27 protein-coding genes are annotated in these 22103 nt (G+C 38.5%); 2 read left to right on the top strand and 25 right to left on the bottom strand.

Annotated features, from left to right (window positions below; genetic code table 11):
- Positions 1-41: 41 nt before the first annotated feature.
- The 14 genes from WH45_RS06460 to WH45_RS06390 all read right to left on the bottom strand — a co-directional run bounded on the left by WH45_RS06460 (position 42) and on the right by WH45_RS06390 (position 10062).
- Entirely contained in the window at positions 42-518 is a 477-nt protein-coding gene (locus WH45_RS06460; protein ID WP_046213564.1) for a hypothetical protein, read from the bottom strand.
- 35 nt (positions 519-553) lie between these two features.
- The gene (locus WH45_RS06455; protein WP_046213563.1) at positions 554-1030 is read right to left on the bottom strand and encodes an NUDIX hydrolase; all 477 of its coding nucleotides are present in this window, start codon (positions 1028-1030) and stop codon (positions 554-556) included.
- A 121-nt stretch (positions 1031-1151) separates the two neighbouring features.
- Positions 1152-1520, bottom strand: coding sequence for a DUF1878 family protein (locus WH45_RS06450; protein WP_052723643.1), 369 nt, complete (start codon positions 1518-1520; stop codon positions 1152-1154).
- 370 nt (positions 1521-1890) lie between these two features.
- Positions 1891-2445: a GNAT family N-acetyltransferase gene (locus WH45_RS06440; RefSeq protein WP_046213561.1), complete on the bottom strand. Its 555-nt coding sequence runs from the start codon at positions 2443-2445 to the stop codon at positions 1891-1893.
- A gap of 107 nt (positions 2446-2552) precedes the next feature.
- Positions 2553-3146, bottom strand: a complete 594-nt coding sequence (locus tag WH45_RS06435; RefSeq protein ID WP_046213560.1) for a chloramphenicol phosphotransferase CPT family protein — start codon at positions 3144-3146, stop codon at positions 2553-2555.
- Positions 3147-3217: 71 nt separating this feature from the next.
- Positions 3218-4276, bottom strand: a complete 1059-nt coding sequence (locus tag WH45_RS06430) for an ABC transporter substrate-binding protein (RefSeq protein ID WP_456093679.1) — start codon at positions 4274-4276, stop codon at positions 3218-3220.
- Positions 4277-4446: 170 nt separating this feature from the next.
- Entirely contained in the window at positions 4447-4890 is a 444-nt protein-coding gene (locus tag WH45_RS06425; RefSeq protein ID WP_046213559.1) for a hypothetical protein, read from the bottom strand.
- A 235-nt stretch (positions 4891-5125) separates the two neighbouring features.
- Positions 5126-5746, bottom strand: coding sequence for a zinc dependent phospholipase C family protein (locus WH45_RS06420; protein WP_046213558.1), 621 nt, complete (start codon positions 5744-5746; stop codon positions 5126-5128).
- A 110-nt stretch (positions 5747-5856) separates the two neighbouring features.
- On the bottom strand, positions 5857-6354 hold the full coding sequence (locus WH45_RS06415; protein WP_046213557.1) for a hypothetical protein: 498 nt from the start codon (positions 6352-6354) through the stop codon (positions 5857-5859).
- A 163-nt stretch (positions 6355-6517) separates the two neighbouring features.
- Positions 6518-6985 (bottom strand): DUF2691 family protein, encoded by a 468-nt coding sequence (locus WH45_RS06410; RefSeq protein ID WP_046213556.1) that lies wholly within the window; start codon positions 6983-6985, stop codon positions 6518-6520.
- A gap of 163 nt (positions 6986-7148) precedes the next feature.
- Entirely contained in the window at positions 7149-7622 is a 474-nt protein-coding gene (locus tag WH45_RS06405) for an NUDIX hydrolase (RefSeq protein WP_046213555.1), read from the bottom strand.
- Between the two features lie 180 nt (positions 7623-7802).
- Positions 7803-8291 carry an NUDIX hydrolase gene (locus tag WH45_RS06400; RefSeq protein ID WP_046213554.1) on the bottom strand — a complete coding sequence of 163 codons (489 nt, stop codon included), beginning with the start codon at positions 8289-8291 and terminating at the stop codon, positions 7803-7805.
- A gap of 339 nt (positions 8292-8630) precedes the next feature.
- Positions 8631-9005 carry a glyoxalase superfamily protein gene (locus WH45_RS06395; protein WP_046213553.1) on the bottom strand — a complete coding sequence of 125 codons (375 nt, stop codon included), beginning with the start codon at positions 9003-9005 and terminating at the stop codon, positions 8631-8633.
- A gap of 151 nt (positions 9006-9156) precedes the next feature.
- Positions 9157-10062 (bottom strand): hypothetical protein, encoded by a 906-nt coding sequence (locus WH45_RS06390; protein WP_046213552.1) that lies wholly within the window; start codon positions 10060-10062, stop codon positions 9157-9159.
- 244 nt (positions 10063-10306) lie between these two features.
- Between WH45_RS06390 and WH45_RS06385 the strand changes: the two genes are divergently transcribed.
- Positions 10307-11815, top strand: coding sequence for a P-loop ATPase, Sll1717 family (locus tag WH45_RS06385; RefSeq protein ID WP_046213551.1), 1509 nt, complete (start codon positions 10307-10309; stop codon positions 11813-11815).
- Between the two features lie 209 nt (positions 11816-12024).
- On the opposite strand, the gene WH45_RS06380 is transcribed toward WH45_RS06385, so the two are convergent.
- The 11 genes from WH45_RS06380 to WH45_RS06330 all read right to left on the bottom strand — a co-directional run bounded on the left by WH45_RS06380 (position 12025) and on the right by WH45_RS06330 (position 20560).
- Positions 12025-12360, bottom strand: coding sequence for a hypothetical protein (locus WH45_RS06380; RefSeq protein WP_052723642.1), 336 nt, complete (start codon positions 12358-12360; stop codon positions 12025-12027).
- A gap of 106 nt (positions 12361-12466) precedes the next feature.
- Entirely contained in the window at positions 12467-13075 is a 609-nt protein-coding gene (locus WH45_RS06375; RefSeq protein ID WP_046213550.1) for a hypothetical protein, read from the bottom strand.
- Positions 13076-13207: 132 nt separating this feature from the next.
- The gene (locus WH45_RS06370) at positions 13208-13939 is read right to left on the bottom strand and encodes a hypothetical protein (RefSeq protein ID WP_046213549.1); all 732 of its coding nucleotides are present in this window, start codon (positions 13937-13939) and stop codon (positions 13208-13210) included.
- A gap of 165 nt (positions 13940-14104) precedes the next feature.
- Positions 14105-14452 (bottom strand): hypothetical protein, encoded by a 348-nt coding sequence (locus WH45_RS06365; protein WP_046213548.1) that lies wholly within the window; start codon positions 14450-14452, stop codon positions 14105-14107.
- A gap of 358 nt (positions 14453-14810) precedes the next feature.
- The gene (locus WH45_RS06360) at positions 14811-15263 is read right to left on the bottom strand and encodes a hypothetical protein (protein ID WP_046213547.1); all 453 of its coding nucleotides are present in this window, start codon (positions 15261-15263) and stop codon (positions 14811-14813) included.
- Between the two features lie 497 nt (positions 15264-15760).
- On the bottom strand, positions 15761-16210 hold the full coding sequence (locus tag WH45_RS06355; RefSeq protein WP_235338301.1) for an NUDIX hydrolase: 450 nt from the start codon (positions 16208-16210) through the stop codon (positions 15761-15763).
- 211 nt (positions 16211-16421) lie between these two features.
- Positions 16422-17000 (bottom strand): class I SAM-dependent methyltransferase, encoded by a 579-nt coding sequence (locus WH45_RS06350; RefSeq protein ID WP_046213545.1) that lies wholly within the window; start codon positions 16998-17000, stop codon positions 16422-16424.
- 138 nt (positions 17001-17138) lie between these two features.
- Positions 17139-18278: a tyrosine-type recombinase/integrase gene (locus WH45_RS06345; RefSeq protein WP_235338300.1), complete on the bottom strand. Its 1140-nt coding sequence runs from the start codon at positions 18276-18278 to the stop codon at positions 17139-17141.
- A gap of 599 nt (positions 18279-18877) precedes the next feature.
- A complete protein-coding gene (locus tag WH45_RS06340; RefSeq protein ID WP_046213543.1) occupies positions 18878-19453 on the bottom strand; it encodes a DinB family protein in 576 nt (191 codons plus the stop codon).
- 60 nt (positions 19454-19513) lie between these two features.
- Entirely contained in the window at positions 19514-19954 is a 441-nt protein-coding gene (gene aac(6') / locus WH45_RS06335; RefSeq protein ID WP_046213542.1) for an aminoglycoside 6'-N-acetyltransferase, read from the bottom strand.
- 45 nt (positions 19955-19999) lie between these two features.
- Positions 20000-20560, bottom strand: a complete 561-nt coding sequence (locus tag WH45_RS06330) for an AAA family ATPase (RefSeq protein ID WP_046213541.1) — start codon at positions 20558-20560, stop codon at positions 20000-20002.
- Between the two features lie 265 nt (positions 20561-20825).
- Here WH45_RS06330 and sstT point away from each other — a divergent pair, with 265 nt between their 5' ends.
- Positions 20826-22043 (top strand): serine/threonine transporter SstT, encoded by a 1218-nt coding sequence (gene sstT, locus WH45_RS06325; RefSeq protein WP_046213540.1) that lies wholly within the window; start codon positions 20826-20828, stop codon positions 22041-22043.
- The last annotated feature ends 60 nt before the right edge of the window (positions 22044-22103 follow it).

Raw genomic sequence — 22103 nt, 5'->3', positions numbered from 1 at the left:
GGAGCATTCCTGGTACTGAATGTAGCTTAAATAAGGCGATGCTACCTTGATTTCAGTACCTCATAATCTTCACTCCGTATATATTGATCTGATTCTTTGACTTCCATCGTGATATACAGTCCCATTTCTTTATGAAATATTGCATCATTCGTATTGTCATAACCGGGCTTTTTGATATCAACCTTATATGGATTACCCTCCATGTCGGAAAATGGCCAAGATGCTCCTAAAGAATTATAGATTAGAACCGAATCCCCTCTTCTTATTACAGCATACCTATTGTCCTGGTTCTTAATAAGCTCAGCTATTGAATATGCCTCAGCGCCTTCTTCCACCAAAAGGATGGTTTTTGTGTTCATATTATAGGCTATGGCGGATGTAATATTATTTTTTTTGAAATAATTCGAAATAGCTTCATCCGCGCTGCCATATAAGTCTTCAGCTTTAATTGCCTCATCCGGATTCGTACAGGCAGTCAAAAGCACAACAGCCAAGACTAAAGTAAATAATATTCTCAATTCTTCAGCTCCTTTGCTCCAAATTTTCCAAGAGTTTATCGGTGATTCACAAAATGCTGGATATGATTGCTGCTTTTCAATGTAAGCAGTTCAGTCCGTAAGATTTCAGGATAGACTTCTAACTCTTTCAATTGATCAATAGGGAACCATTTGAAAATAAGTCTTCCATCATCTTCGACTCCATGAAATTCTTCTTCATACTTTGTGATTTCATGCCCCTCGGGAAAAGAGATTAAATAATAAAACCCAATTTCATGAAATGGCTTGCCATCGTATTCGAAGAAATCCTCATTCACAAAAAGTAATTTATCATTTTGAACTTCAATATCCAGCTCTTCTTGCAGCTCTCTCACGACAGCTTGATTTGTCGACTCATTGAATTCAACCCGCCCTCCAGGGAGGTTCCAAAAGTCATCCTTCAACGTTGTATGTAATAGAACCCGATTATCATGAATAGCAATTCCGGCGACTCTAAAATTGAACTTTGTATTTCCCTTTTCAAATGTGATCATGAGATCCGCCTCTCAGTAATTGATTGGTCATCAATTTGATACTATTCACCTGATTGATCTCGATGCCCATATTTAATTTTACATTAAAATCCAACTCACTTGCCGTTTTTGTTTTCAAAAATCACCCCTCTTTTTTTGAGTTCTGCAATAGTACAGCATAATGAGGAAAAATAGGAAGTTTTGATGCTCGAATAATAACGCTGTAAGCAGCTTTCTCATTTGCCGGTTTTCCAAATGAGTCCAGCAAATGCTTTAAATCCAAATAGAGTGCGGATTCTACAGACTTATTTAATTCAGCTTCACCCAATTGCAGCTGAGCATGGTGCTTTCTTAATAAACTAATCATTCTATTTGCTTGTTCTTCATTCAATTCCTCGCTCATAATATAATCCCATAAAGCATAAGCTTCCGGATCAATGACCATATCCCGCATTAAAGATAGATAGTATTCCATTCGTATGACTCTTTCTTCAAGACTTTTATATTGCAATGAATTCACTCCTTTATATTCAAATTAAACTTGGTATTCGTAAATTCTCATTTCCTCGTCGTTTGCAAAAGATCTCCTTTGCTGTATGCTTTTGTAGTATTGCACATAACTTTCGTATAGAGCTGACTCCAACCTATACCGAAGGACCGACTCTGTCAAATCGAGGAGATAGGCCCGCAGCAGCATATAAATTGTAATGTTAACTGACTGCCTGGATCTACTCCAATTCATTACCACTTGCATATAAATCAATATCCAAATCAGCATTTGATCTACATAGCCATAATAGACGAGGTCGATCGATCTAGATAAATCCTTTGAAGAAATGATTTGCGATCACACTTTATGTTCATGGTTCAACAGTTACTCTCTATTCAATCTTCTTCCTCATATACAAAGCTATTTCTTCGTTCGTTGTATCATTGTTTGAATATAGCGATACATCAATCCCTTCAATGCGATAATCACAATTCATATAAAAATGAATTGCAGGCACATTGGTATTTTGAGTTTCTACCGTTACTGCCCTGAAGCCTTTCTCCCTGGCCATATCATTCACCCGATTAAGCAGTAATCTCCCATAGCCTTTTCTTGTGTGTTTTTCATTGACCTGAAGATGCCAGATCATCAGTGTGTTATTCCAATTTTGCGGTTCTACAATTGCAGCTGCTATGATGCTGCCTTCACTATACAGCCCAAACGAATACCCCTGCTTTATTATTTCGTTATATTGTTTCAGATCATCTTCATTGTTCATTTCTTCTTTCACATAGGGTGAGTCCAATTGGGTTAGGTTTAGACGCATGCTGAAGAAATTCTGAGTCTCTTCTTTTACAAGCTCATATTTATGAGTCGAAATATATCCAAAATTCCCAAGTTGACGCCAGTCTTCTATAGATAGCTCTTCTATTCTGCTTAATTTCATACTATTCCTCTCCGATCGTATAGTACTAATATATTTATGCAGTAATGTATGTTAGATCAAGGCGTATGTTCCATATGTAAATATTATGTTTCCAAAGTATAGATCATCTATGAAACATCAACCTTCCTTTCACTTAATCTCCTAAATGCCGAATACTCCTTGCCCGACTTAATAAAGCCTAAAATCGCCTCGGCACATTCGGTTGGATTCAACTGTTCCGTATTTAATTCAAGATCATATTCCTTAACACGATACACTTGGTCGAACTGAGAGGTTGCCAGTCCAATGTTGCGATCTCCCCTTAGTTGTTCCCTTCTTATAAGCTCCTCTTCCGAGCACAGTACGCCTACGAACAATACGGGCTGATCAGAAAACACATCAAGACACTCGTTAAATCGGTTATCGTTGTCGATGACAGTATCTACAATTACATTCAATCCCATTTCTGAAAATAATTTAACTGTCGAATGGTACACAGAGAATATGGAGTCATCGACGATTTGCGAGACAACTTGATGATCTAATTCTATTGGAGGTTCATCCAGAAGTTTATTGTTAACAAAATTATTGTAATTATGAAAAAAATCGTCTATGGATAAATGGTGGAAATGGATCTCTTTCTGATGGATTAATTCAGTAGATATGCTGGTCTTTCCCGAACTTGAAGTTCCGTTCAGCAGCACAATGAGTCCTTGCTTCAACAGAATCACCTTCCTCTGTGCGATTGACTTGTCTGCCGACTAACGTCTCGATTCCCAACATCTTTTCACCCCTACAATCCGGTCAACAAGGCCTGCTCAATCTGATCCACAATACCATTAATCCCGATCGGTCCGTAACAGCCGATCCAGGTTACCGCATCCACGCAGTGAATATGCTGGCGCGCATGAGTATCGAGCATGTCCAGCACCTGCTGCTCGGTCGCCAATATACCGCCCTGCATCGTCCGATTGCTAAGCAGAAAATAATGACTGGCCTGCACAGCCGGAAGCCTGTCTACCGAGATATGATACGCCGTATCTGAAGTATCCGCCACAAATAACGGAATAGGCAGACCAAGATCCTGGTACAGTACGGCGCCTGTGCGATGGGCAGCCGAATGAACGCGAACGAGCGAATCGAGCGGACGGATCAGAGCCACCCTTTGCCCTGCCAATACCGGAGCCAGTTCTTCGGACAATAGCGCGGTGCGTCGATAATAATCCGCCAGGATGATTTTGGCTTCCGCCCGTTTGCCGGTCAGTTCACCGAAAAGTCCCAGAATCGTCTGCCAGCTATCGTTGCGCTTGAACATGAGGACGGGATCGATCCCGCTTAACCGTTCAAAATGCCGATCATGAACTTCGGTGCAAATGATCAGATCCGGCGCCAGTCGCTCCACGGCTGCCAGATCCGGGTACTCATACGTCCCGAGCAGCTCGGTGCCTTGCAGTCTGTCCCGAATCAACGGCGGAAACTGGATCGATGCACTTCCCGATCCGACACTTCCTGCTGGAGACAGCCCTAGCGCGAGCAGGTGATCGGCATACTGCACATCGAGTACGGCGATACGCTGCAGTGATTTCTTCGCGCGGTATTCTCCCCGCATATGGCAGACTACCAGACCTTGAGCCGAGCCGTCCGATGAAGCCGTGCGGTTGCGCAGCAAATTCTTTGTATAATCGTCATTCATTTTGGAAACACGGTCAATCCGGTAACGCAGCGGGGAAATGCCGTAATACTTTTGAATGCCCTGCTGAAATAATACATGTCGCGGTAACCGATTCGGTCGGCGATTTCCCCAATCGAATCGTCCGTATGATGCAGCATTCTCCATACGCAACTTGCTCACATACTCCATCCGCCCCAACTGCTTCTCCTGCTCAGCACCTTCTTTCTCTGTTCTTAGAGTTTTTCATGTAACTTTGTTTTATTTACAATCTACTGGTTACTTGGTACCTGGAAGAGTTCTCCGTCACTATAATATTTCTAAAATTAAGTCTATAAATACTTTGTAAAGTGTTATTGAATCCCTGCAGTGCCGAATGTATCATTTATTACTTTCTTATAGTCTGCCCATTTAAAATAAAAAGGTCCTATATCGATAGGTTTATCAGAATCTAGTTTGAAATCTCGCCATATAATTACGTCTTCTTTTCTCTCAATAAGGACTGAAATAAAACCACACTCCTCGTCTGCGCACCAAGGGCAGACTAAAATTGGATATCTGTGATACAAATAAGGATGTGCTTGTTTGAGTAAAAAGTAATCTATTATTTGCCTTTGATATTCATCACTTCCCCATCCAAGAACTGGGACCATATCATGTTCTTTCAATGTCTGATAAAGTGATTGCCCATCAATTATTAAATCAGCAAATTTGGTGTTTTTGTTGCCCTCTTGTTCAGGATCAAAGTCATTATAGCGACTTGAAGGTTTAGTTTGTAAGTGATTGATAGTTTTCATATTCCCTCCTAAATATCTTGTAAGGATTTCATCTACATTTCTGTATTCATGACTAAGCGCATGATTGAGGCTTAGTAACTGCTATTGCAACATTTATTTTTACATATTTCACCATATTATTCTACGTATTAGTTCAGAACCCACTTCCAACATGTATTCGCCCAAAGGCAGAATGACTAAAACATGAGATATGTATTATATGTTGTCTCTACCTTCTCTAGATCTGCTAATTAAACTAAACTTCTTTCGAAAATAATTGTTGTAAATTCATAACTGCGACATTAACTGATGTTTCGATATATCCTTGGATCTGTATAAACCTAAAGACATTTAGCGGTTCATTTATTGCTTGTTCTTCATATTCCATATCGCCTAACACATAGGGAACAAATTCTAATACATCATTGAACTTTACCTCATCTAGATCAATGACTTTATTCGCTTCATTATTGATTGTTTCCCTCATTTGAGTAGTAAAATCATAGTGCTCTAATAGCTTTCCATTCAGTAATTTGAAATCATCGTGGTACAGTGGATACACTCCAGGATCTGCTTCCATTCGATTTCTCAGCCAAGGCATATAAAATCCCTTCATCCACTGCTCATCTGCAATTAAATGTGCAAAATACCCAAGCACATACATGTTATTTGATTGTGAATTATATTTATCCAGAAATTCTTGATAGTCTATGTATCTTGTAAAGTTCTGATGTTCTCCTCTGTAGAAATGAGATTCATCTTTTGTAATCACAGCATCCGGAGCAATGCTGCCCAGCAAAAATGAAGTTTTATCCGCGATGTTCAATTTCTTGGCAATTTTATAACCGATAATCAGATGCATGATTCTGGATCCCATAATAAAATTCACCTCATGGTAATTTGATTTTGATCTTCATGCTCTTGCAGGCATTGCATATAATGTTTTTGTATTCACGGCTCCACGTATGTCGAGTCGTGAATATTATGTTATATGATGTCCTCTGCTTCTTGTATGGATAAGTATTTTTTGGCTTCATAAATTATTCGTTTCCTTAGTGCATCTTCATTTTGCTTCTCTCCCTCATTATCATAAATAACTCTATCTATAGCATCATTAATTTCAAGCCATACAACCAAATCGTCTGGATAATGTAATTCAACTACCTCTCTAAATATGTCACTCGCAATCTTTAGAAGATCACTTTTTTGATTTATAATCTCCTGACACATTAGAATAATATGTGCTTCTACAGTCTCTTCATCAGTGGGTCTTTTCAATCCCATTTCTTCAAGTAATTTATAAAAAAAATCTTCAAATATAAATAGACTATCGGCTTTACTCATTGACGAAAGTTTAAATAATGATTCTGATTCCACATCATTCTCAAGTAACGAAAATCCCCAATTTAAATAGTCGCTTCCTGAAGCTATATTCTTATATATTTTATAGAACAATAGATTAGTTTTAAATTTAATTAAATCCATATTAAATTCTCCTAATGCAATTTAAGGATTTCAGATAACGTTGTGGTATTCACGATCCAACGTATAATGGACCCAGAACGAATGTCCGCAGCGTGAATATTATGTTAACAGATGTCAATGACTTCCATGAATCAACTTAAGCATCACTTTTAAAAGAAACCAATTACCATACAGAGAGCTTTGTTCTAGTGTCATTATCATCAGTTACATATTTAAGTTTTTCATAATTTTTATTCAATGCGTTTTTATACAGGCTTTCAATCAAGTTTGGATCTTTGCAGTAAATAGAAACATAACTACTATCAATGATCAATAATGATAACAAACATTCACTTTCAATATACTCTTTATACGTCGTTAATTCCGTGGCATTCTTTCCAATTGGAAAAGCATTTAGATTTGCAAAAATCAGATAATATATATTATTTTCAATTATATTTTTCAGTTCTTCCCCGTTCATCCCATATATCATCTCTGGAAAAAGCGGTTCATCTAACTCCTGATTTATAACAAGATATGATTCTTCACCTCCTATATACCAATTATATGAAGATATATTTATTGGCCTCAAAATCTCTCTTAGAAAGCTACCATATTTATTTGGTATTTGAAAAGATAAACCTCTTTTCATATTTAACCGCCTTCCCGCTGATTTCTGCTAACGTTCCTGTATTCACGACTCGACGCATGTCGGGTGTCCGGCAAATGCCGGACCAAGGACGTATGTCCGCAGCGTGAATATTATGTTATACAACGATCTCACCTCTTGAATTATTTCCAAGAGGCATTGTAATTTATATCGTTTTTATATGCGTTACTATTCTTTGGTCCTTACTTTCTTTACGGGTTAAGAATTCTAATAAGCCGTCTGGGACCAACTTTATGCTTTCTTCAGTCTTAACAAAATCATTTATTGGCTTCCAAATCGCTTTGAATAATTCCTTACCTTCTATTCCTTCAAATTCTTCTCGATTGTATAGAGTGCGATCTTTAAATTCTGCTTCGTAAATAAAATCTATCTCATGTCCTATTTCTTCTACTTTAAAAATATTTTCAATTACTGCCACTAAGTTAGGTTCTTCAACTTCTTGATTCAATTCTTCTTTTATTTCTCTAACTAAAGTCACTTGGCTGTTTTCTCCAACCTCTATTGTCCCTCCAATCGGCCGATAAAATGTTGTTGAACAATCTGGAGAGATTATTTCCTGCACAAGTATTTGATCTTTATTTCTTCTAATAATCGCTAAGGCAACGGCACGTATTGGCATTAGATTTTCCTCTTTTTTGTGTTTTAGAGATTGTCGTATAACGTTCCTGTATTCACGACCCGACGCATGTCGGGTATCCGGCGACTGCCGGATCAAGGACGAATGTCCGCAGTGTGAATATTATGTTGTAAGAGGTCAGCGCCTTCTTTGAGACCCATATGCAGTTCACGTCTCGTGCAACTAAACATGCTTCTGGAGTTTGATATTACATTCTGACGTTTTTGCAGTAACGTATTCAATATAGTTTACAGACCCATTAAAGTTCAAATAGGCTTCATAACGCATGCGGATTGCAGGTAAAGTAATCATGTCTAGCACATTTTCTTTTGGAACCCACCTGCAATCGCTTGTTTCTTCAGATGTAGATAACTCTCCACCTAAAGATTTGCATACGAAATCAAACATTACTTTCGTTGGAACATCAGTCACACCGTCATACCACTTATGTATCGCTGTGTTTGACACGACACTGATTAAATGGCTAACAGTAGCATCGATTCCACTTTCCTCTTTGATTTCACGAATTACGCCATCAATCAAGTTCTCACCAACTTCAGTTATTCCACCCGGATAAACCCAACCATCGTCATGAGCTTTTACTAACAGGATGTTTCCCTTCTCGTCTTCAACAATTCCGCCAGCCGATACAATATGTGTTGGAAATGCCATTTACACAACCTCCTATTTAGATGAAATATGTTTGCCATGGTACTTATATTTTTTTCTTGAAAGTAGATGCTTGTAGATTTTGAGTTTTTGCACTGATTTCTTATAACGTTCTTGCATTCACGAACCTTCACCATTGGAAACCCGGGAGACTAAGACAGCTCTTATCTTAGTCTCCCAAGATTTTCGGCCGCGACGCGGTTAGGTGCTGCAGGGTTGTCCGCCGAATTAGCTTCCTCGAAAATGCTTCCTGCGGACCAAGGGGCGTGTGCCCCGATGCGTGAATGTGGTGTTAGATAATGTCGTCGACTCCTTGAACTGCCTACAACGATTTCTGTTATATTACTGATCTTCTTCTTTATATTCATAAAAAATAATTCTATTTCCAAATGGATCAATGACACAGCATTCTTCGCTTCCCCATGGTGTACTTTCCAATCCAGGTCTTGAAAAATTGTATTTCTTCTCAATAAGTTCCTTATGATATTCATTGATTCCTTCTAATTCAATTCTAATTGCAGCTCCCGGACTGCAATCTCCATAATGTTCACTTAAATGTAACTTTAAATCATTCTTTGATATCTGCATGTAAAGAGGTGAATTGGCCTCAAATCGGTGCTCCCAATCCACTTTGAATCCTAAGTAATCTAAATAAAATTCTCTTGTCTTAATTACATCAAAAATACGGAGTATAGGAATGATCTCCTTAAACTTCATATGCCCAACCTCCAAAATATTTTTAGAACTCGACGATTTCATCTAGCGTTCCTGTATTCACGACCCAGCGCATGCTGGGTGTCCGGCGTATGCCGGGCCAAGGACGAATGTCCGCAGCGTGAATATTATGTTATAGGATGTTACCTTCTTTTTATTCTACAAATTCTTTCCCATTTATTTTCCACAATCTTTCTAGCTTTCCTAAGTCACCAACAAAAAAGTTAATAGTACCATCTTCATTAGGACTTAAATTCACAGCATCAATTTTATTGGCTTCTCTAGAAAAGTGTGCTTTTTCTCCGTTTGAAAAATGTACTTCAAATCCATAAAGTCCATTCTCGTTTGTTAAAAGCTCAAATACTTCATACTGTGGTAACTTGAAGTATTTAGGATGTTTATTGAACCAAAGAAGCCACGACTTCCAAACGTTTAATAGTGCTTCATAAAAAGCAAATGTTCTTGTAATTAAATCATTTATATAATCTAGACTTACTGAAGAAGCAGGCCCGCCTTCAGTCCATCGATATTCTTCAGATGTTATGCAATAATCTGAATGTACGAAAGAATTACGAATCTGATCATTATAAAAAGAATCGATAATTGATGAAAACTTAGTGTCGTTTATAGAATTAGCTATTTTCTTTAGTTCTTTTATTTTCTTATTAGCACTTGGAGGAACATAAGAAAACGGGTTATTCTTTTTGCCTATATGAAGTTGAGAGAACGGTTTTATTACAAATTCTTGTCCACTTGCACATCTTAATAAGTTTGCTAACAACTCATGTATAGCTGTTATTTCTATTGCTTGGCAATACATTAAGAGGCCTACTCTGAAAGGTGTCTTTCCTTTCAGAGTATCTGAATAATTTAATATGTTGTTGTAGTCCTCAAAACCCTCCAGTAGTTCAGTGTAAGGGTCCCAATGCCCTTGATGTATACCTGTTACTCTAAGCAAGCTATAAATGAAATCAACTGGTTTTCTATTCCAAGCCTTTGAGAATAAATCCATAAGGTATTCTTTATACTCTTCTCGATATAATTCTTGCTTATTGAGCATATCTGTTCAGTCCTTAAAATGATTTAGTTTTTCAAGACTTTCCTATAACGTTCCTGTATTTACGGCCCAGCGTATACTGGGTATCCGGCGTATGCCGGATCAAGGACGTATGTCCGCAGCGTAAATATTATGTTAGCTGAAGTCTCCTTTTGTAGGATTGTCCTCTGTACTCTTTTTTTCTTGGTGAAATAATTGTACTATAGAACTAAATACCAACTTCAATATTTGTTAGGAGAATTGAACTATGATTGATCATAAGTCTTCATTTAAAGAACTATATTCTCGCCTTGGTTTAGTTGAATATCCCTTTACGATTTATACAACTGAGAATGAAAAAGATAAATTAGAGCAGTTATTTATTCAACCTTCTGATTACGCGCCTATTATAGAAAGCTTTAATCATGATCGAACAATGATGTTAGTGGGAAATCGAGGTACTGGAAAAACTGCTTTACTTTACGATTTACTTCGAAAGGAAAATGCTGAACTTTCTCTTATTTGTTCAATTGATAACTTTTCCGAGTTATCAACCAAAGTAGAATTAAGAGAGTTTTACACTTTAATTTTAAAAGCATTAACCTCGAGTGTATTTCTAAGTCTAGCCCACTATAAAAGTAAACTAAATAAACTAGGAAAAGAAGAAAAACTATTGCTTTCTTACTTGCTTAAAAATTATATAGAAAGCGTAACTAAGCGGAATTTAAGAGACAAAATTGAACAAGTGCAAACTCGAAAACTACTGCGCAGCACAAAAAAGGTTTATAATTTTTTTCGTTTCACTTTAAATTATGGAGCTACAGCAGCCACTAACTTTATTTCCGATACTATTACGTCTCACTTCTCAAAACTCCCTCCTCTAATACAAGAGGGGAAAGTTAAAGAATTTTTCCCTGAACTTTCTACTGGCATTGATGATGGATTCTTAGACATAGATGCAACTTACTCTCTTATTGAAAGATTCATTAATATAATAAAAAAAATGGGATATAAAAAGGTTATTATCACATTTGATAAATTAGATGAAGACCCTCGATTTGAGAATGATGCTGAAGGTATATCTGAATTCATAAAACCTGTAGTTACTGATAATAAATTGTTATTAAATCAAGAAGTTCAATTGATAATCTCTGTTTGGGCAGTTCCTTTTGCTTTGATTAGAGATACTGTAAGAACACAAAAACATTATTGTCCAGAAATCACTTGGAATGATTCTGACTTAACAAATGCTTTAAACCAAAGATTAAAAACTTACTCAAATGATAAAATTACCGATTTCACAAAAATTTTTGCACCAAACATCAATCCAACTACAATGAAAGAACTATTCAAATTAGCGAATTCCAATCCAAGAGATCTATGGCACATAATTAATAGAATATTTGAAGCACAATATGAAATCGACTCTGAAGCAAATTTTCTTTCTGAAGAAGCCATTGTTAAAGGTTTCACAAATTTTGTGCTTAAATTTAATTTTTACGAGTATTATCCAAAAAGAATAAATGCTCGTTCAAACACAATGGATGTCTACTCTTATGTTGCTCATTTACAAAAACTCTCAAATGAAGTTTTCACAAAGAACCAATTGAATGAACGTGCAGGTACAGGAAGTTCTACTAATAACTATGTTATTGCAATGGAAAAGATGGGTTTGATAAAAAAAGATGGGCAACAATCAGGAGCTGTGACATATAAAATTAATGATCCAAAAGTCATTTTTGCCATTAATCATGGTTTACAGATAGAAAGAAGATAGCATGACTATTGGGTGATCACTAGATCACCTTTTTATTTTAAGCTATTTCGGCTAACGTTCCTGTATTCACGACCCGGCAATGCCGGGTGTCCGGCGAACGCCGGGCCAAGGGCGTATGCCCGCAGCGTGAATATTATGTTATATGATGGATCGGGCATCTAGAGTAGCTACCACAATTTTGTTTTACTCATTGTTTTAATTGATAATCTCTAGGCATAATATCCACCTTCTAATAAATATTCTTTTGTCTCTTTATAGTGTTTGTAAACCTTACTAAATGCCCTATTGGCTTTATGCTGATGTTCTGTATCACTAATACATGATCTAATTACTCTCACTACTTCTCTTATATCAGTATCAAATGAAGTTCCCCCTGATATTAATTTCTCTAAATCTAATTCAAATAATCCTTCAAGATTTTCCGAACAATCTCCATACATATATAATGCTTTAGTGTCATTCATTTGAAGTAACTTGAATTCAATACAAAATGCCATAGAAATCATCTGCTCTTTCTTTAATTTATTGGTTTTCCGATCTTTCATATAACATTCCTGTATTCACGAACCCCGAAGGGTTGTCTGCTGAAATGCCTCCTCGAAATCCAACTGCAGACCAAGGCTCCAACAGAGCCGCAGCGTGAATATTATGTTATGCGAAGTCCTTAGCTTCATTGGACTGCTCAAGAGAATTTTCTTTTTCTGATTTTGCAATAATTGATTCTGATCTATAATCCACTGCTCTTCTAATATGTTTCTTATAAGATGCAAATGATGAGCAAATAAGATATACATAAAACACTACAATTCCAACTCCTACATACATCAATAATTCCCCAAGTAATAAGTTGGTAGAAAAAATAGAGATTTTTTTATTTATATTAGCATTATTACTTGTATAGAATCCCAACAAAAATACTATCAATGGAATCGGAGAAAGAGATTTCAATATATCTAATTTTGTTTTGCTTATTTCCGCAAAAGTTTCAGACCGTAAAGCATACTTTTCTAACTTTGCATAAGACAAATCCTCTTTTCTCAATTCACGAATGAAACTATAATGGTCCGAAGCATCTTTCGATTTTTGATAATCGATGAAGCACATAATAATAACTAGAGTCGTATAGATAGACCAAAAATTAGAAAAGAAGATTACTTCATGTATTTCAGGAAAAAAAGTCTTTCCTAAATAAGAAACTATAAGCATCAATATAATTTTAGTTATAAAATTGAAAACAGCTTTTTGCATATAAAAACTCAATGTTAATCCTCCTACAAGAATTTCGCATAACGTTTCTGTATTCACGACCCGACGCATGTCGGGTATCTGGCGAATCCTAGACCAAGGGCGTATGCCCGCAGCGTGAATATTATGTTAGGCGAGGTGCATATTTTAAAAGTTTTCATTTATATCACTTTCACTAATCATTTGAGTAAAGTTATTACGTTTTGAGGTTGTAATAGTAATTTTATAAGTAGGTGCTTCATAAACATCGGATTCTGCAATGTAAGTATTATCATCAAAGAATGTTGCTTTCACTTTATTTCCGTAAAGATCATAACCACTATTAAGCAAATATTTATGTAAATCATCGAATGAAATTTTTGTATTATAACTATATTTTTTCTTAATAAAACTATCCACTTCTGGTTTTATTAAGATATTAATAGTAAATACCAACTTGATACTTTCTCCTGACTCAATTGTAATTGGGTATTGAATATCTTTATCGTTGAAAGTCACTTTTTCAACAATATTACTATAGTAAAATGGCTTCCCATCAATTATCTGAGTAAGTTTGTGATTAATGATAGAAATTTTGTTTTTTGAATTATTTGAAACTAGAACATCATAATTTAATGGAATCAGTGCTGATCCCATTTCCTTAATGTTCAATTTTTTGTAAAAAACATTATCATCATGAGATGATTCAATGAACGCCACATCAATAATCTCCTGGTCATCTTTTTTGTCTTTCTGATATGTATAATAGAATGTGAAAATACCTAACAATATCGAAAATAATAATGCAATTGAAGAAATCTGTAGTGTTAGTTTTTCATTTTTGGTCAATTTGTTTGTTTGAGTACTTGTTCTCATATTTCTTCTTATGTTTCTTCGCATATTAGTTGGAAACTCCTTAATATGATGTTTTATGCATTTCGCCTAACGTTCCCGTATTCACGACTCGACGCATGTCGAGTGTCCGGCGTGTGCCGGACCAAGGGCGTATGCCCGCAGCGTGAATATTATGTTAGATGATGTTACTGTCTTCTTGATCTGCTTCCACTACTTATCCTTGTCTACAAAATCTCTATATTTATCATGTAGTTGTATTCCCTTTTTTATAGATTCTCCTGTTTGATGATCTACAAGATCAAGCTCAAAATTTAAATCACTATAACCATCAAGCATTTCTAATATTGAATACATGACTTCTTCTATTAATTCTGATTGAATATCTTTGAACTTGTCTGAGCTAATTACTTTCCCTATACTCTCATATTCTTTTTTGAATTCAGTCCATGACATTTTTGATTCCTTATGCAAGCATGAAGAAGATAAATCACTATAAGTTTGTTTAATATTTTCGAGCTGTTGGAAAAAATTATTTAATTTATTATCATTGGAATTCACTATAATGACTCACCTTCTCTCTATTTAATGCTTTTCAGTAATTTCATCTAACGTTCCTGTATTCACGACTCGACACATGTCGAGTGTCCAGCGAATGCTGACCCAGGGTGTATGCCCGCAGCGTGAATATTATGTTATATGATGGATCGGGCATCTAGAGTAGCTACCACAATTTTGTTTTACTCATTGTTTTAATTGATAATCTCTAGGCATAATATCCACCTTCTAATAAATATTCTTTTGTCTCTTTATAGTGTTTGTAAATCTTACTAAATGCCCTTGCCAGACCCAGGGCGTATGCCCGCAGCGTGAATACTATGTTATACGAAGCATCTAACTTCTCCGATTTAACGAAAAATCATGGGAATAAATATTTGCTCAAAGCAAATACATTCATTTGTTTATGTAACATTGATTTATCGATTTTTTGCCTTTGCTTTGTATTATCTATTGTTAGTTTCGATTTATCTAATGGTCTATATTTAACATCCCATTTTGTAGGGTTTGAAAATACCAGATATATAATAATAATCTCTCCATGAGGATTATTGATTAAAGATGTATGAATGTTGCTCCATACTTTTGTATTTACGGTTGTTTTGAGTTGGATGTATTTACTTTGCCCATCACAATGCAAAACCACATCATAACCAAACTTATCTCCTGACTTTGTCATTAAAACATCAACCTTTTTATTTCTATTTGCCAAAGCTTCCATTAATTCTGCTATGAATTTAAAAGTCGTTACACTTTCTCTATACGTTGATTCTTTATATGAATCCTTTAAACCAAACATGCTTTGTAATGTCATATAGTCCTCCGATTTTAAGATATCTATTTAGATGTTTCGTATAACGTCCACTGTATTCACGACCCGGCAATGCCGGGTGTCCGACGAATGTCGGACCCAGGGCCGAATGGCCCGCCGCGTGAATATATCGTTATATGTCGTGAAATCGACGGGCTTCGAAGCTCTTCCCGCAAACTCCAATCCAGTCTGCTTCCGTATGGAAGCGCACCTTCTTCCTTCAGTCAATCCGCATTCTCTTCTCGATGGATCAGTTTCCGGATGGAAACGTTCCTTCTTTGGTGCTTCTAAACTTCTAATCCAAGATTCGCATAGAATCAACTTCCCGTTCTCTTCGCTCTTTACCTGTCCTTGTTCTTCCGTCGTATTTCATGTTCTTATAACGTTCCTGTATTCACGACCCGACGCATGTCGGGTGTCCGGCGTATGCCGGGCCAAGGACGAATGTCCGCAGCGTGAATATTATGTTATGTGAAGTCTTGTGATATCTAGAAGTACTATCAAAATCCTTGTTCCTTCAAATAATACTTAATTCCAGCCCGATCAACATCGGAAAACCCTAGTGAATTCTGAATAAATAGATGATTGAGTTCTTTAATAGTTATCCATTGGATGTCTACTGTTTCGTCACCTGCTTTTAGCAATTCTCCGTTTGCCTTACATTTAAAATAATAACCTAATGAATCAATTGGTCCCTTAATGGTTTGATAAGCTGCAAAGGGCTTGAGACATTCAACTTCAAATTCAGAATTAATTCCAATCGTATCAATTCGTGTTTCAATTCCTTCTATTTCATAAACATCTAGTCCTGTTTCTTCTTTGACTTCTCTGATCAGAGCATGGATCAACGATTCGAAGGGTTCTATTCTACCTCCTGGAAGTTCGAACTTAAAAGAAGAGTCGGCCTTTGTTCTTCTTTGTATGACGATCTCGGTTTCTTCATTATTCAATCGTTCAATGATGGCTCTTGAGTTTACGTAGAACATCAAATCAGTCCTTTATTAGTCTTTAAAGTTCTTTATAAGCTTTTCACAAGATTTCACATAACGTTCCTGTATTCACGACCCAGCGCATGCTGGGTGTCCGGCGTATGCCGGACCAAGGACGAATGTTCGCAGCGTGAATATTATGTTATGTGATGCCACTCTCTTCTTCGAACTACTACGACAATTCTTTGACTGCATCTACTATCAGTGACACAAATCTCAATTCATTATTCTTGTTTCTGTGATCGAATTTAAAGGATCTATAAATGAAACCATCTTCAGGATTCCAGTCATTAAAATGAAACTCTCCACTTTCGTCACAGTATTCCAGTAATTTAATCTTGAATCCTGCTTCTTCGAACATGCTTGTAATAGTCTTATAGTTATGTACGATTTTATGACTTGCAGCCGGATGCTCTTTTGGACCAGGTCCACCGATCTTAACAATATTCTGGTATTCTTCATTCCTAAAAAAAGCATCCGGAACTGCACATCGAATATATCCTTCTGGTTCAAGAAAATCATAACAAATTCTTGCTGCTTCCATGCCTTCTTCATAGGACAAATGCTCCCATACATGTTCTGCAAGAATAGCTCTAATCTTTCTCGACTTAAAAATCCCTTCCCAATCAGATCGATCCAGTAGATTTAATTCTTCTTCTTGTGTTTGAATCCAGTCTGGATAGGCTTGTGCAGATGCTCCTATTATGATTTTAAGTGGCTTTGGTAATTCATCTTCATTCATTTTTATCATTTGATTATTCCTTTGCTTTCGAGTGGTTTCACATAACGTAATATTTACGAACTTCTGTAATCACTCTTATATCGCTGTATTCACGAACTTCATAAATCCCCAACCTATCGCAGTATTCTCGAATCTCTCACATAGCCTTTAAAAACCTTCCATCCGATCAAGCGGACTTTGAATATTCCCAATATTACGCTTGCTCACATGCGTGTAACGTTCCGTTGTTCGCACACTCTGATGTCCCAGCAGCTCCTGAATATAGCGAAGATCCGTTCCATTTTCCAGCAGATGGGTAGCAAAGGAATGTCTTAACGAGTGTATACTCACCTGCTTGCGAATTCCGCCTTGAATAAGCGCCTTCTCAAATACTTTCTGTGCGGATCGTTCGGTGAGATGACGTCCTGTTCGCTGTCCTGGGAATAGCCAGACGGTTGGCTTTTCTAGTTCTATGTATTGCTTTAAGACCGAAGCCGCTACTTCAGATAATAGTGTCTGGCGATCTTTTCTACCTTTCCCCTGACGAACACGAATCACATTTCGTTCATAATCACAATCTTCTATACGAAGACGCACAACCTCGCTTACTCGCAGACCTGCCGTATACGTTAGATACAGAATAGCCTGATGTTTGATATTAACAACACTTTTTAACAAATGCACTACTTCTTCCAGCGACAGCACACCTGGCAGCTTGCTTTCCTTTTTGGGACGAACGTAAGCGCTATGAGTATGAGGTTGCTGCAGCACATATCGAAAGTAGAATTGGATCGCACTGATCGCTTGATTCACATAAGCATGCGAACGATCTTTCTCGAGTAAAGATAAAGTATATTTTTGTACAGCAGTAGAGTGACTCTCTATTTCATGATTAATACTAGCAGCAACAAAACGTTGCACTTGAGAGGTATACGCTTTAATGGTTTTATTACTGTATCCTCTTGCTTTCAGTGCATTAATCAGATCTTGTTTTCGTGTAGGATTCCATGGTTCATGTTCTGGAGCAAGAGTCATTTCTCGCTCTTCTTTGTTGTGATGCTCTAACTGATCGACAAGATAGGAATCTCTCGAACTCAGTTCGTTATCGCACTTGAATGAGTCGGTTGGATAAGCTTGAAGTAATTGCACTAAGGCAGCAGGAGTATACGGAATCGTCCAGATTTTGTTCTCTGGTATCCATTTTCTGCCGGGTATCGAACGAATTCCTGCTCGCTCTTCAGCCCCATACCGTTCCAGCTGTACTCCGATTCGTTGATTGTTTAAGTAAGTCAGATAAATATCCATCATTATTGCCTCCTTATATTATCACCTGTTCCAATAATTTGGAATTGCTTTTTAATAAAAAAAAGGACTTCTAGATGATATACATCTAAAAGTCCTGATTCTTTCAGCACGTAATATTATATTTTAAAATACACTATACTACCTATCTGTTCAGTTCTAAAGGCTAGACGAATATTTCCATCATAGTTCTATTGCAATAAACAACGATTAAACTACAAGGTACACTGCCAGTGCTGCATAGATAGACGTAATCGTCGCAACAATAATAATACCACAGCCGCAACGACCAGCAAACTTGCCGGCATATAAAAAACAAAGATTCGAGACCATTTCGACTTCACCCTATTATGAAATACAATGGCTACCAAGCAGCGTATACAAATCGAATCCCCCAGCAGCATCCAGGCAAAGTTGCGAACCAACAGATCGTGATGAAATCCATAGTGCACGATACTCGCAATAACACCGAGCGACATGTACATAAACAGATATCCATAGATAATCAGTTGCCCCGCATTCTTTTCATCAGAGGGTATGTAGGTTTGAATAGATGAGTATTCAGACAATTGAGTCCTACTTTTAGATGGAACCGCGATGTTTCTTCACTGAGCATTACCGTGCGTCCGGTTGTATTCTTCCTTCACCTTCTGCATCTGGGTAAGGTGCCGCTTGGCATGCTGGCACAGGAAGTAGATATATTGGTACACGTCAATCTTGCCCAGTTGATTCACGGTCATGGTCGTTTGGTAGAGTATTCCTTCTCCATGGGACATTTCACGCAGAGCCAGTTTGCATTCGTCGAACTGATGCGCTAGCAGCGTCTTCACTTCGGGCAGCGGCATCTCTCCAGGGGGTTCCATATGTTCCGGTCTGATCCATGGGAATGATTGGTGCTGTGCAATAGCATCCAGCTGATCGAGGTTGGGTGTATAGCTTTTCAGTGCTTCTTCCAAATCCGTCTTTCGGGATAGCTCAATGGCTTTGCTCGTACCTTTGCGAATAAGGATGAGCAGAAAGTGGTTGGTCAAGGTGACATGCTCTAGAATTTGCTCGATACTCCAGCCTGTGTGGGGTTTGAACTGCAGTACATGTATCTCCTCATTGAACCAGGTATTGTACTCCAGCAGCGTCTGACTTAGCTCTCTATTGATCCTGTCAATAGTTTGCGTTATTTCCATAGTACTTTCCTCCGTATTCCGATTATTACTTTATGTATCTGTTTTTCCAGGTTCACGTGATCAATCCAGATCCTTGATGAACGCTACTATTCTATTGGCTTCCTGGAAGCCCAGCTTCTTGTGGAACTCCTGGCTGCCTTGGTTATCGAGTTCGGTGTCCGAGGCAATCTGGCTGCAGCCAAGTGACCTTGACCACTCTTCACCTGCTGCCAGCAGCCTGGTGGATATTCCTCTATGACGGAATGCGGGATCGACGTAGATGCCTTCTACATAGCCGACCGGACTGTAGTCGGAGCCTTCCACATAGTCATGACGGAGAGACATATGGATAAATCCCACACTCATCCCCTCTACGATTGCCACATATACGATATCTTTCGGAGACTCCAGTGTTTCTTCAAAGTCTGCGCTCAGCTCTGTCTCTACGTTGTCCGGCCACAGCTGCATAGCGAGGCTTGTTACTTCATTGAGATGGGATTGCCCTGCTTTGACGATAATCAATGGAAATCACCCTTTCCGGTGAATATGTTGGTCTGTATATCCCGTTCATAAGGCAAACCGTTCGATAATCATCTCTGCTGCTGCCTCTGCGTCCAGAGCGGTGTTATTGATCCTCAGGTAATTCGTCTTCTGTATCTCTCCAGGCAATGAATTCAATCGATACTGCTCATGGGTCTCGATCAGATCCTTTTCCGACCACTGGATATCACGCTTGGTTGGTTTGTGCTGCAGGCGATTTTCCGTCTTGTTGCGCTGTATCCGCTGCTCCATGTCTGCTTCGAGTTCAACGTAATAGACCGTCCCGCCTCTACTTTCAAACCGTGCAGCTACCTCTTCTATGTAATCCCAGTCACTCTGCAGATCGAATGCACATACATAGGTGAAAATCAGACCTTCCAGATCGCTCCGAGAGACTTCTTCGAAAATCTCGCGCCGGATCAGGTTCACGAGCCGTTTGCCGGAAGGAGTGCCGTAATCGAAAAATTGGGATACGAGATCGATGGACATGTGATTGTGGAACAGCTTCATATTCGTTCTGGCTGCCAGATGCTGGCCTACGGTCATTTTGCCTACTGCCTGCGGACCGAACAGGATGATGAGTCTCATGAGAATGCTCCTTCCTTTATATTATTCCTTCATTCCAGTATTCCGCTCTGGTAATATGGACATTATAAGACATGATTCCGCTCCTTTTGTTTTGTATTGGTTCTTAATATTTATGTATTTGGCTTGAATTGATTATACTCTATATTTTCCATTGCAAACACAATTTTTCATGGTAAACTAATATCTAAATGCTTACTCGCTTTATCGCTGTGAAGCGGGATTATTAGTAGTAAAAGTTACCGATAAAATGGACCGGAGGAGAATTATGACTACATTGCTGCATCAATGGAACCGAATAAGTCTGGTAAAACGCATCCTATTGGGGATTATCGTCGGGATTATCCTGGCTCTGGCCTTCCCGAATGCTTCTGGAATCGGCATTTTTGGCTCCCTGTTTGTATCCGCGCTCAAAGCGGTTGCGCCTATTCTGGTATTTCTCCTCGTCATGTCTGCGATCTCGCAGCACAAAAAAGGACGTCCTACGAATATGAAATCCATAATTGCATTATATGGGTTAAGCACGTTTCTGGCAGGTCTGATCGCGGTTATCGCAAGCTTTCTTTTCCCGGTCAATCTATCCCTTATCCAGAGCACAGAGGATCTATCGCCACCGGGCGGCATCGTCGACGTATTAAAAGGGCTGCTGCTCAATGTGGTCGACAATCCGGTTCATGCGCTGATGAACGCCAATTACATCGGTATTCTGGCCTGGGCAATCCTGCTCGGCGTAGCTCTAAAAAATGCCAAAGACAGTACAAAAAGCATGCTGTCCAATCTCTCGGATGCCGTCTCTCTGATCGTCAAATGGGTGATCAATCTGGCGCCACTGGGCATTATGGGGCTGGTATATGAATCCATTACAGCCAACGGTCTGGCTTCGCTGCTCGATTACGGCAAGCTGCTGCTCCTGCTGATTGGCTGCATGCTGTTCATGGCGCTGGTGATCAATCCGCTGATCGTGTACGTCAATATTCGCCGCAATCCGTATCCACTGGTGCTCAGCTGCCTGAGAGAGAGCGGGATCACTGCATTCTTCACCCGCAGCTCAGCTGCCAATATTCCGGTCAATATGAAACTGTGTGAAAAGCTGAACCTCAACCGAGATACGTATTCGGTATCCATTCCGTTAGGTGCGACGATCAATATGGCCGGCGCAGCCGTAACCATTTCGGTGCTGACACTGGCTGCCGTGCATACACTTGGTATTGAAGTCGATATCGGCACTGCCTTTATCCTGAGCCTCCTCTCTGCTGTAGCAGCTGCCGGTGCGTCTGGTGTGGCTGGCGGATCTCTGCTGCTCATCCCTCTTGCCTGCAGCCTGTTCGGGATTCCGAATGAAATTGCGATTCAGGTCGTTGGTGCCGGCTTTATTATTGGCGTACTGCAGGATTCCTGTGAAACGGCATTGAACTCTTCTTCCGATGTGCTGTTCACAGCGACCGCCGAGTATGCCAAAGAACGTAAAGAACTGGAGAATGCTTGAGTTTAATGTTTAAGATCAATTGGGAGATAGTTACGTTTTCGATTGAAATAGATAGAAGCG

It is taken from the genome of Paenibacillus wulumuqiensis (assembly GCF_000971965.1).
GTDB classification, from domain to species: domain Bacteria; phylum Bacillota; class Bacilli; order Paenibacillales; family Paenibacillaceae; genus Saccharibacillus; species Saccharibacillus wulumuqiensis.
Note: the sequence above shows the minus strand (reverse complement) of the source record. Positions and strands in the feature narration are given on the sequence as shown.

Coding starts and splice junctions, on each gene's coding strand:
- WH45_RS06455 (WP_046213563.1), bottom strand. CDS start 1,030: ATGATCACATTTGAAAAGGGAAATACAAAGTTCAATTTTAGAGTCGCC.
- WH45_RS06440 (WP_046213561.1), bottom strand. CDS start 2,445: ATGAAATTAAGCAGAATAGAAGAGCTATCTATAGAAGACTGGCGTCAA.
- WH45_RS06425 (WP_046213559.1), bottom strand. CDS start 4,890: ATGAAAACTATCAATCACTTACAAACTAAACCTTCAAGTCGCTATAAT.
- WH45_RS06420 (WP_046213558.1), bottom strand. CDS start 5,746: ATGGGATCCAGAATCATGCATCTGATTATCGGTTATAAAATTGCCAAG.
- WH45_RS06415 (WP_046213557.1), bottom strand. CDS start 6,354: ATGGATTTAATTAAATTTAAAACTAATCTATTGTTCTATAAAATATAT.
- WH45_RS06410 (WP_046213556.1), bottom strand. CDS start 6,985: ATGAAAAGAGGTTTATCTTTTCAAATACCAAATAAATATGGTAGCTTT.
- WH45_RS06405 (WP_046213555.1), bottom strand. CDS start 7,622: ATGCCAATACGTGCCGTTGCCTTAGCGATTATTAGAAGAAATAAAGAT.
- WH45_RS06400 (WP_046213554.1), bottom strand. CDS start 8,291: ATGGCATTTCCAACACATATTGTATCGGCTGGCGGAATTGTTGAAGAC.
- WH45_RS06395 (WP_046213553.1), bottom strand. CDS start 9,005: ATGAAGTTTAAGGAGATCATTCCTATACTCCGTATTTTTGATGTAATT.
- WH45_RS06390 (WP_046213552.1), bottom strand. CDS start 10,062: ATGCTCAATAAGCAAGAATTATATCGAGAAGAGTATAAAGAATACCTT.
- WH45_RS06385 (WP_046213551.1), top strand. CDS start 10,307: ATGATTGATCATAAGTCTTCATTTAAAGAACTATATTCTCGCCTTGGT.
- WH45_RS06380 (WP_052723642.1), bottom strand. CDS start 12,360: ATGAAAGATCGGAAAACCAATAAATTAAAGAAAGAGCAGATGATTTCT.
- WH45_RS06370 (WP_046213549.1), bottom strand. CDS start 13,939: ATGCGAAGAAACATAAGAAGAAATATGAGAACAAGTACTCAAACAAAC.
- WH45_RS06360 (WP_046213547.1), bottom strand. CDS start 15,263: ATGACATTACAAAGCATGTTTGGTTTAAAGGATTCATATAAAGAATCA.
- WH45_RS06350 (WP_046213545.1), bottom strand. CDS start 17,000: ATGATAAAAATGAATGAAGATGAATTACCAAAGCCACTTAAAATCATA.
- WH45_RS06345 (WP_235338300.1), bottom strand. CDS start 18,278: ATGATGGATATTTATCTGACTTACTTAAACAATCAACGAATCGGAGTA.
- WH45_RS06340 (WP_046213543.1), bottom strand. CDS start 19,453: ATGGAAATAACGCAAACTATTGACAGGATCAATAGAGAGCTAAGTCAG.
- WH45_RS06330 (WP_046213541.1), bottom strand. CDS start 20,560: ATGAGACTCATCATCCTGTTCGGTCCGCAGGCAGTAGGCAAAATGACC.
- sstT (WP_046213540.1), top strand. CDS start 20,826: ATGACTACATTGCTGCATCAATGGAACCGAATAAGTCTGGTAAAACGC.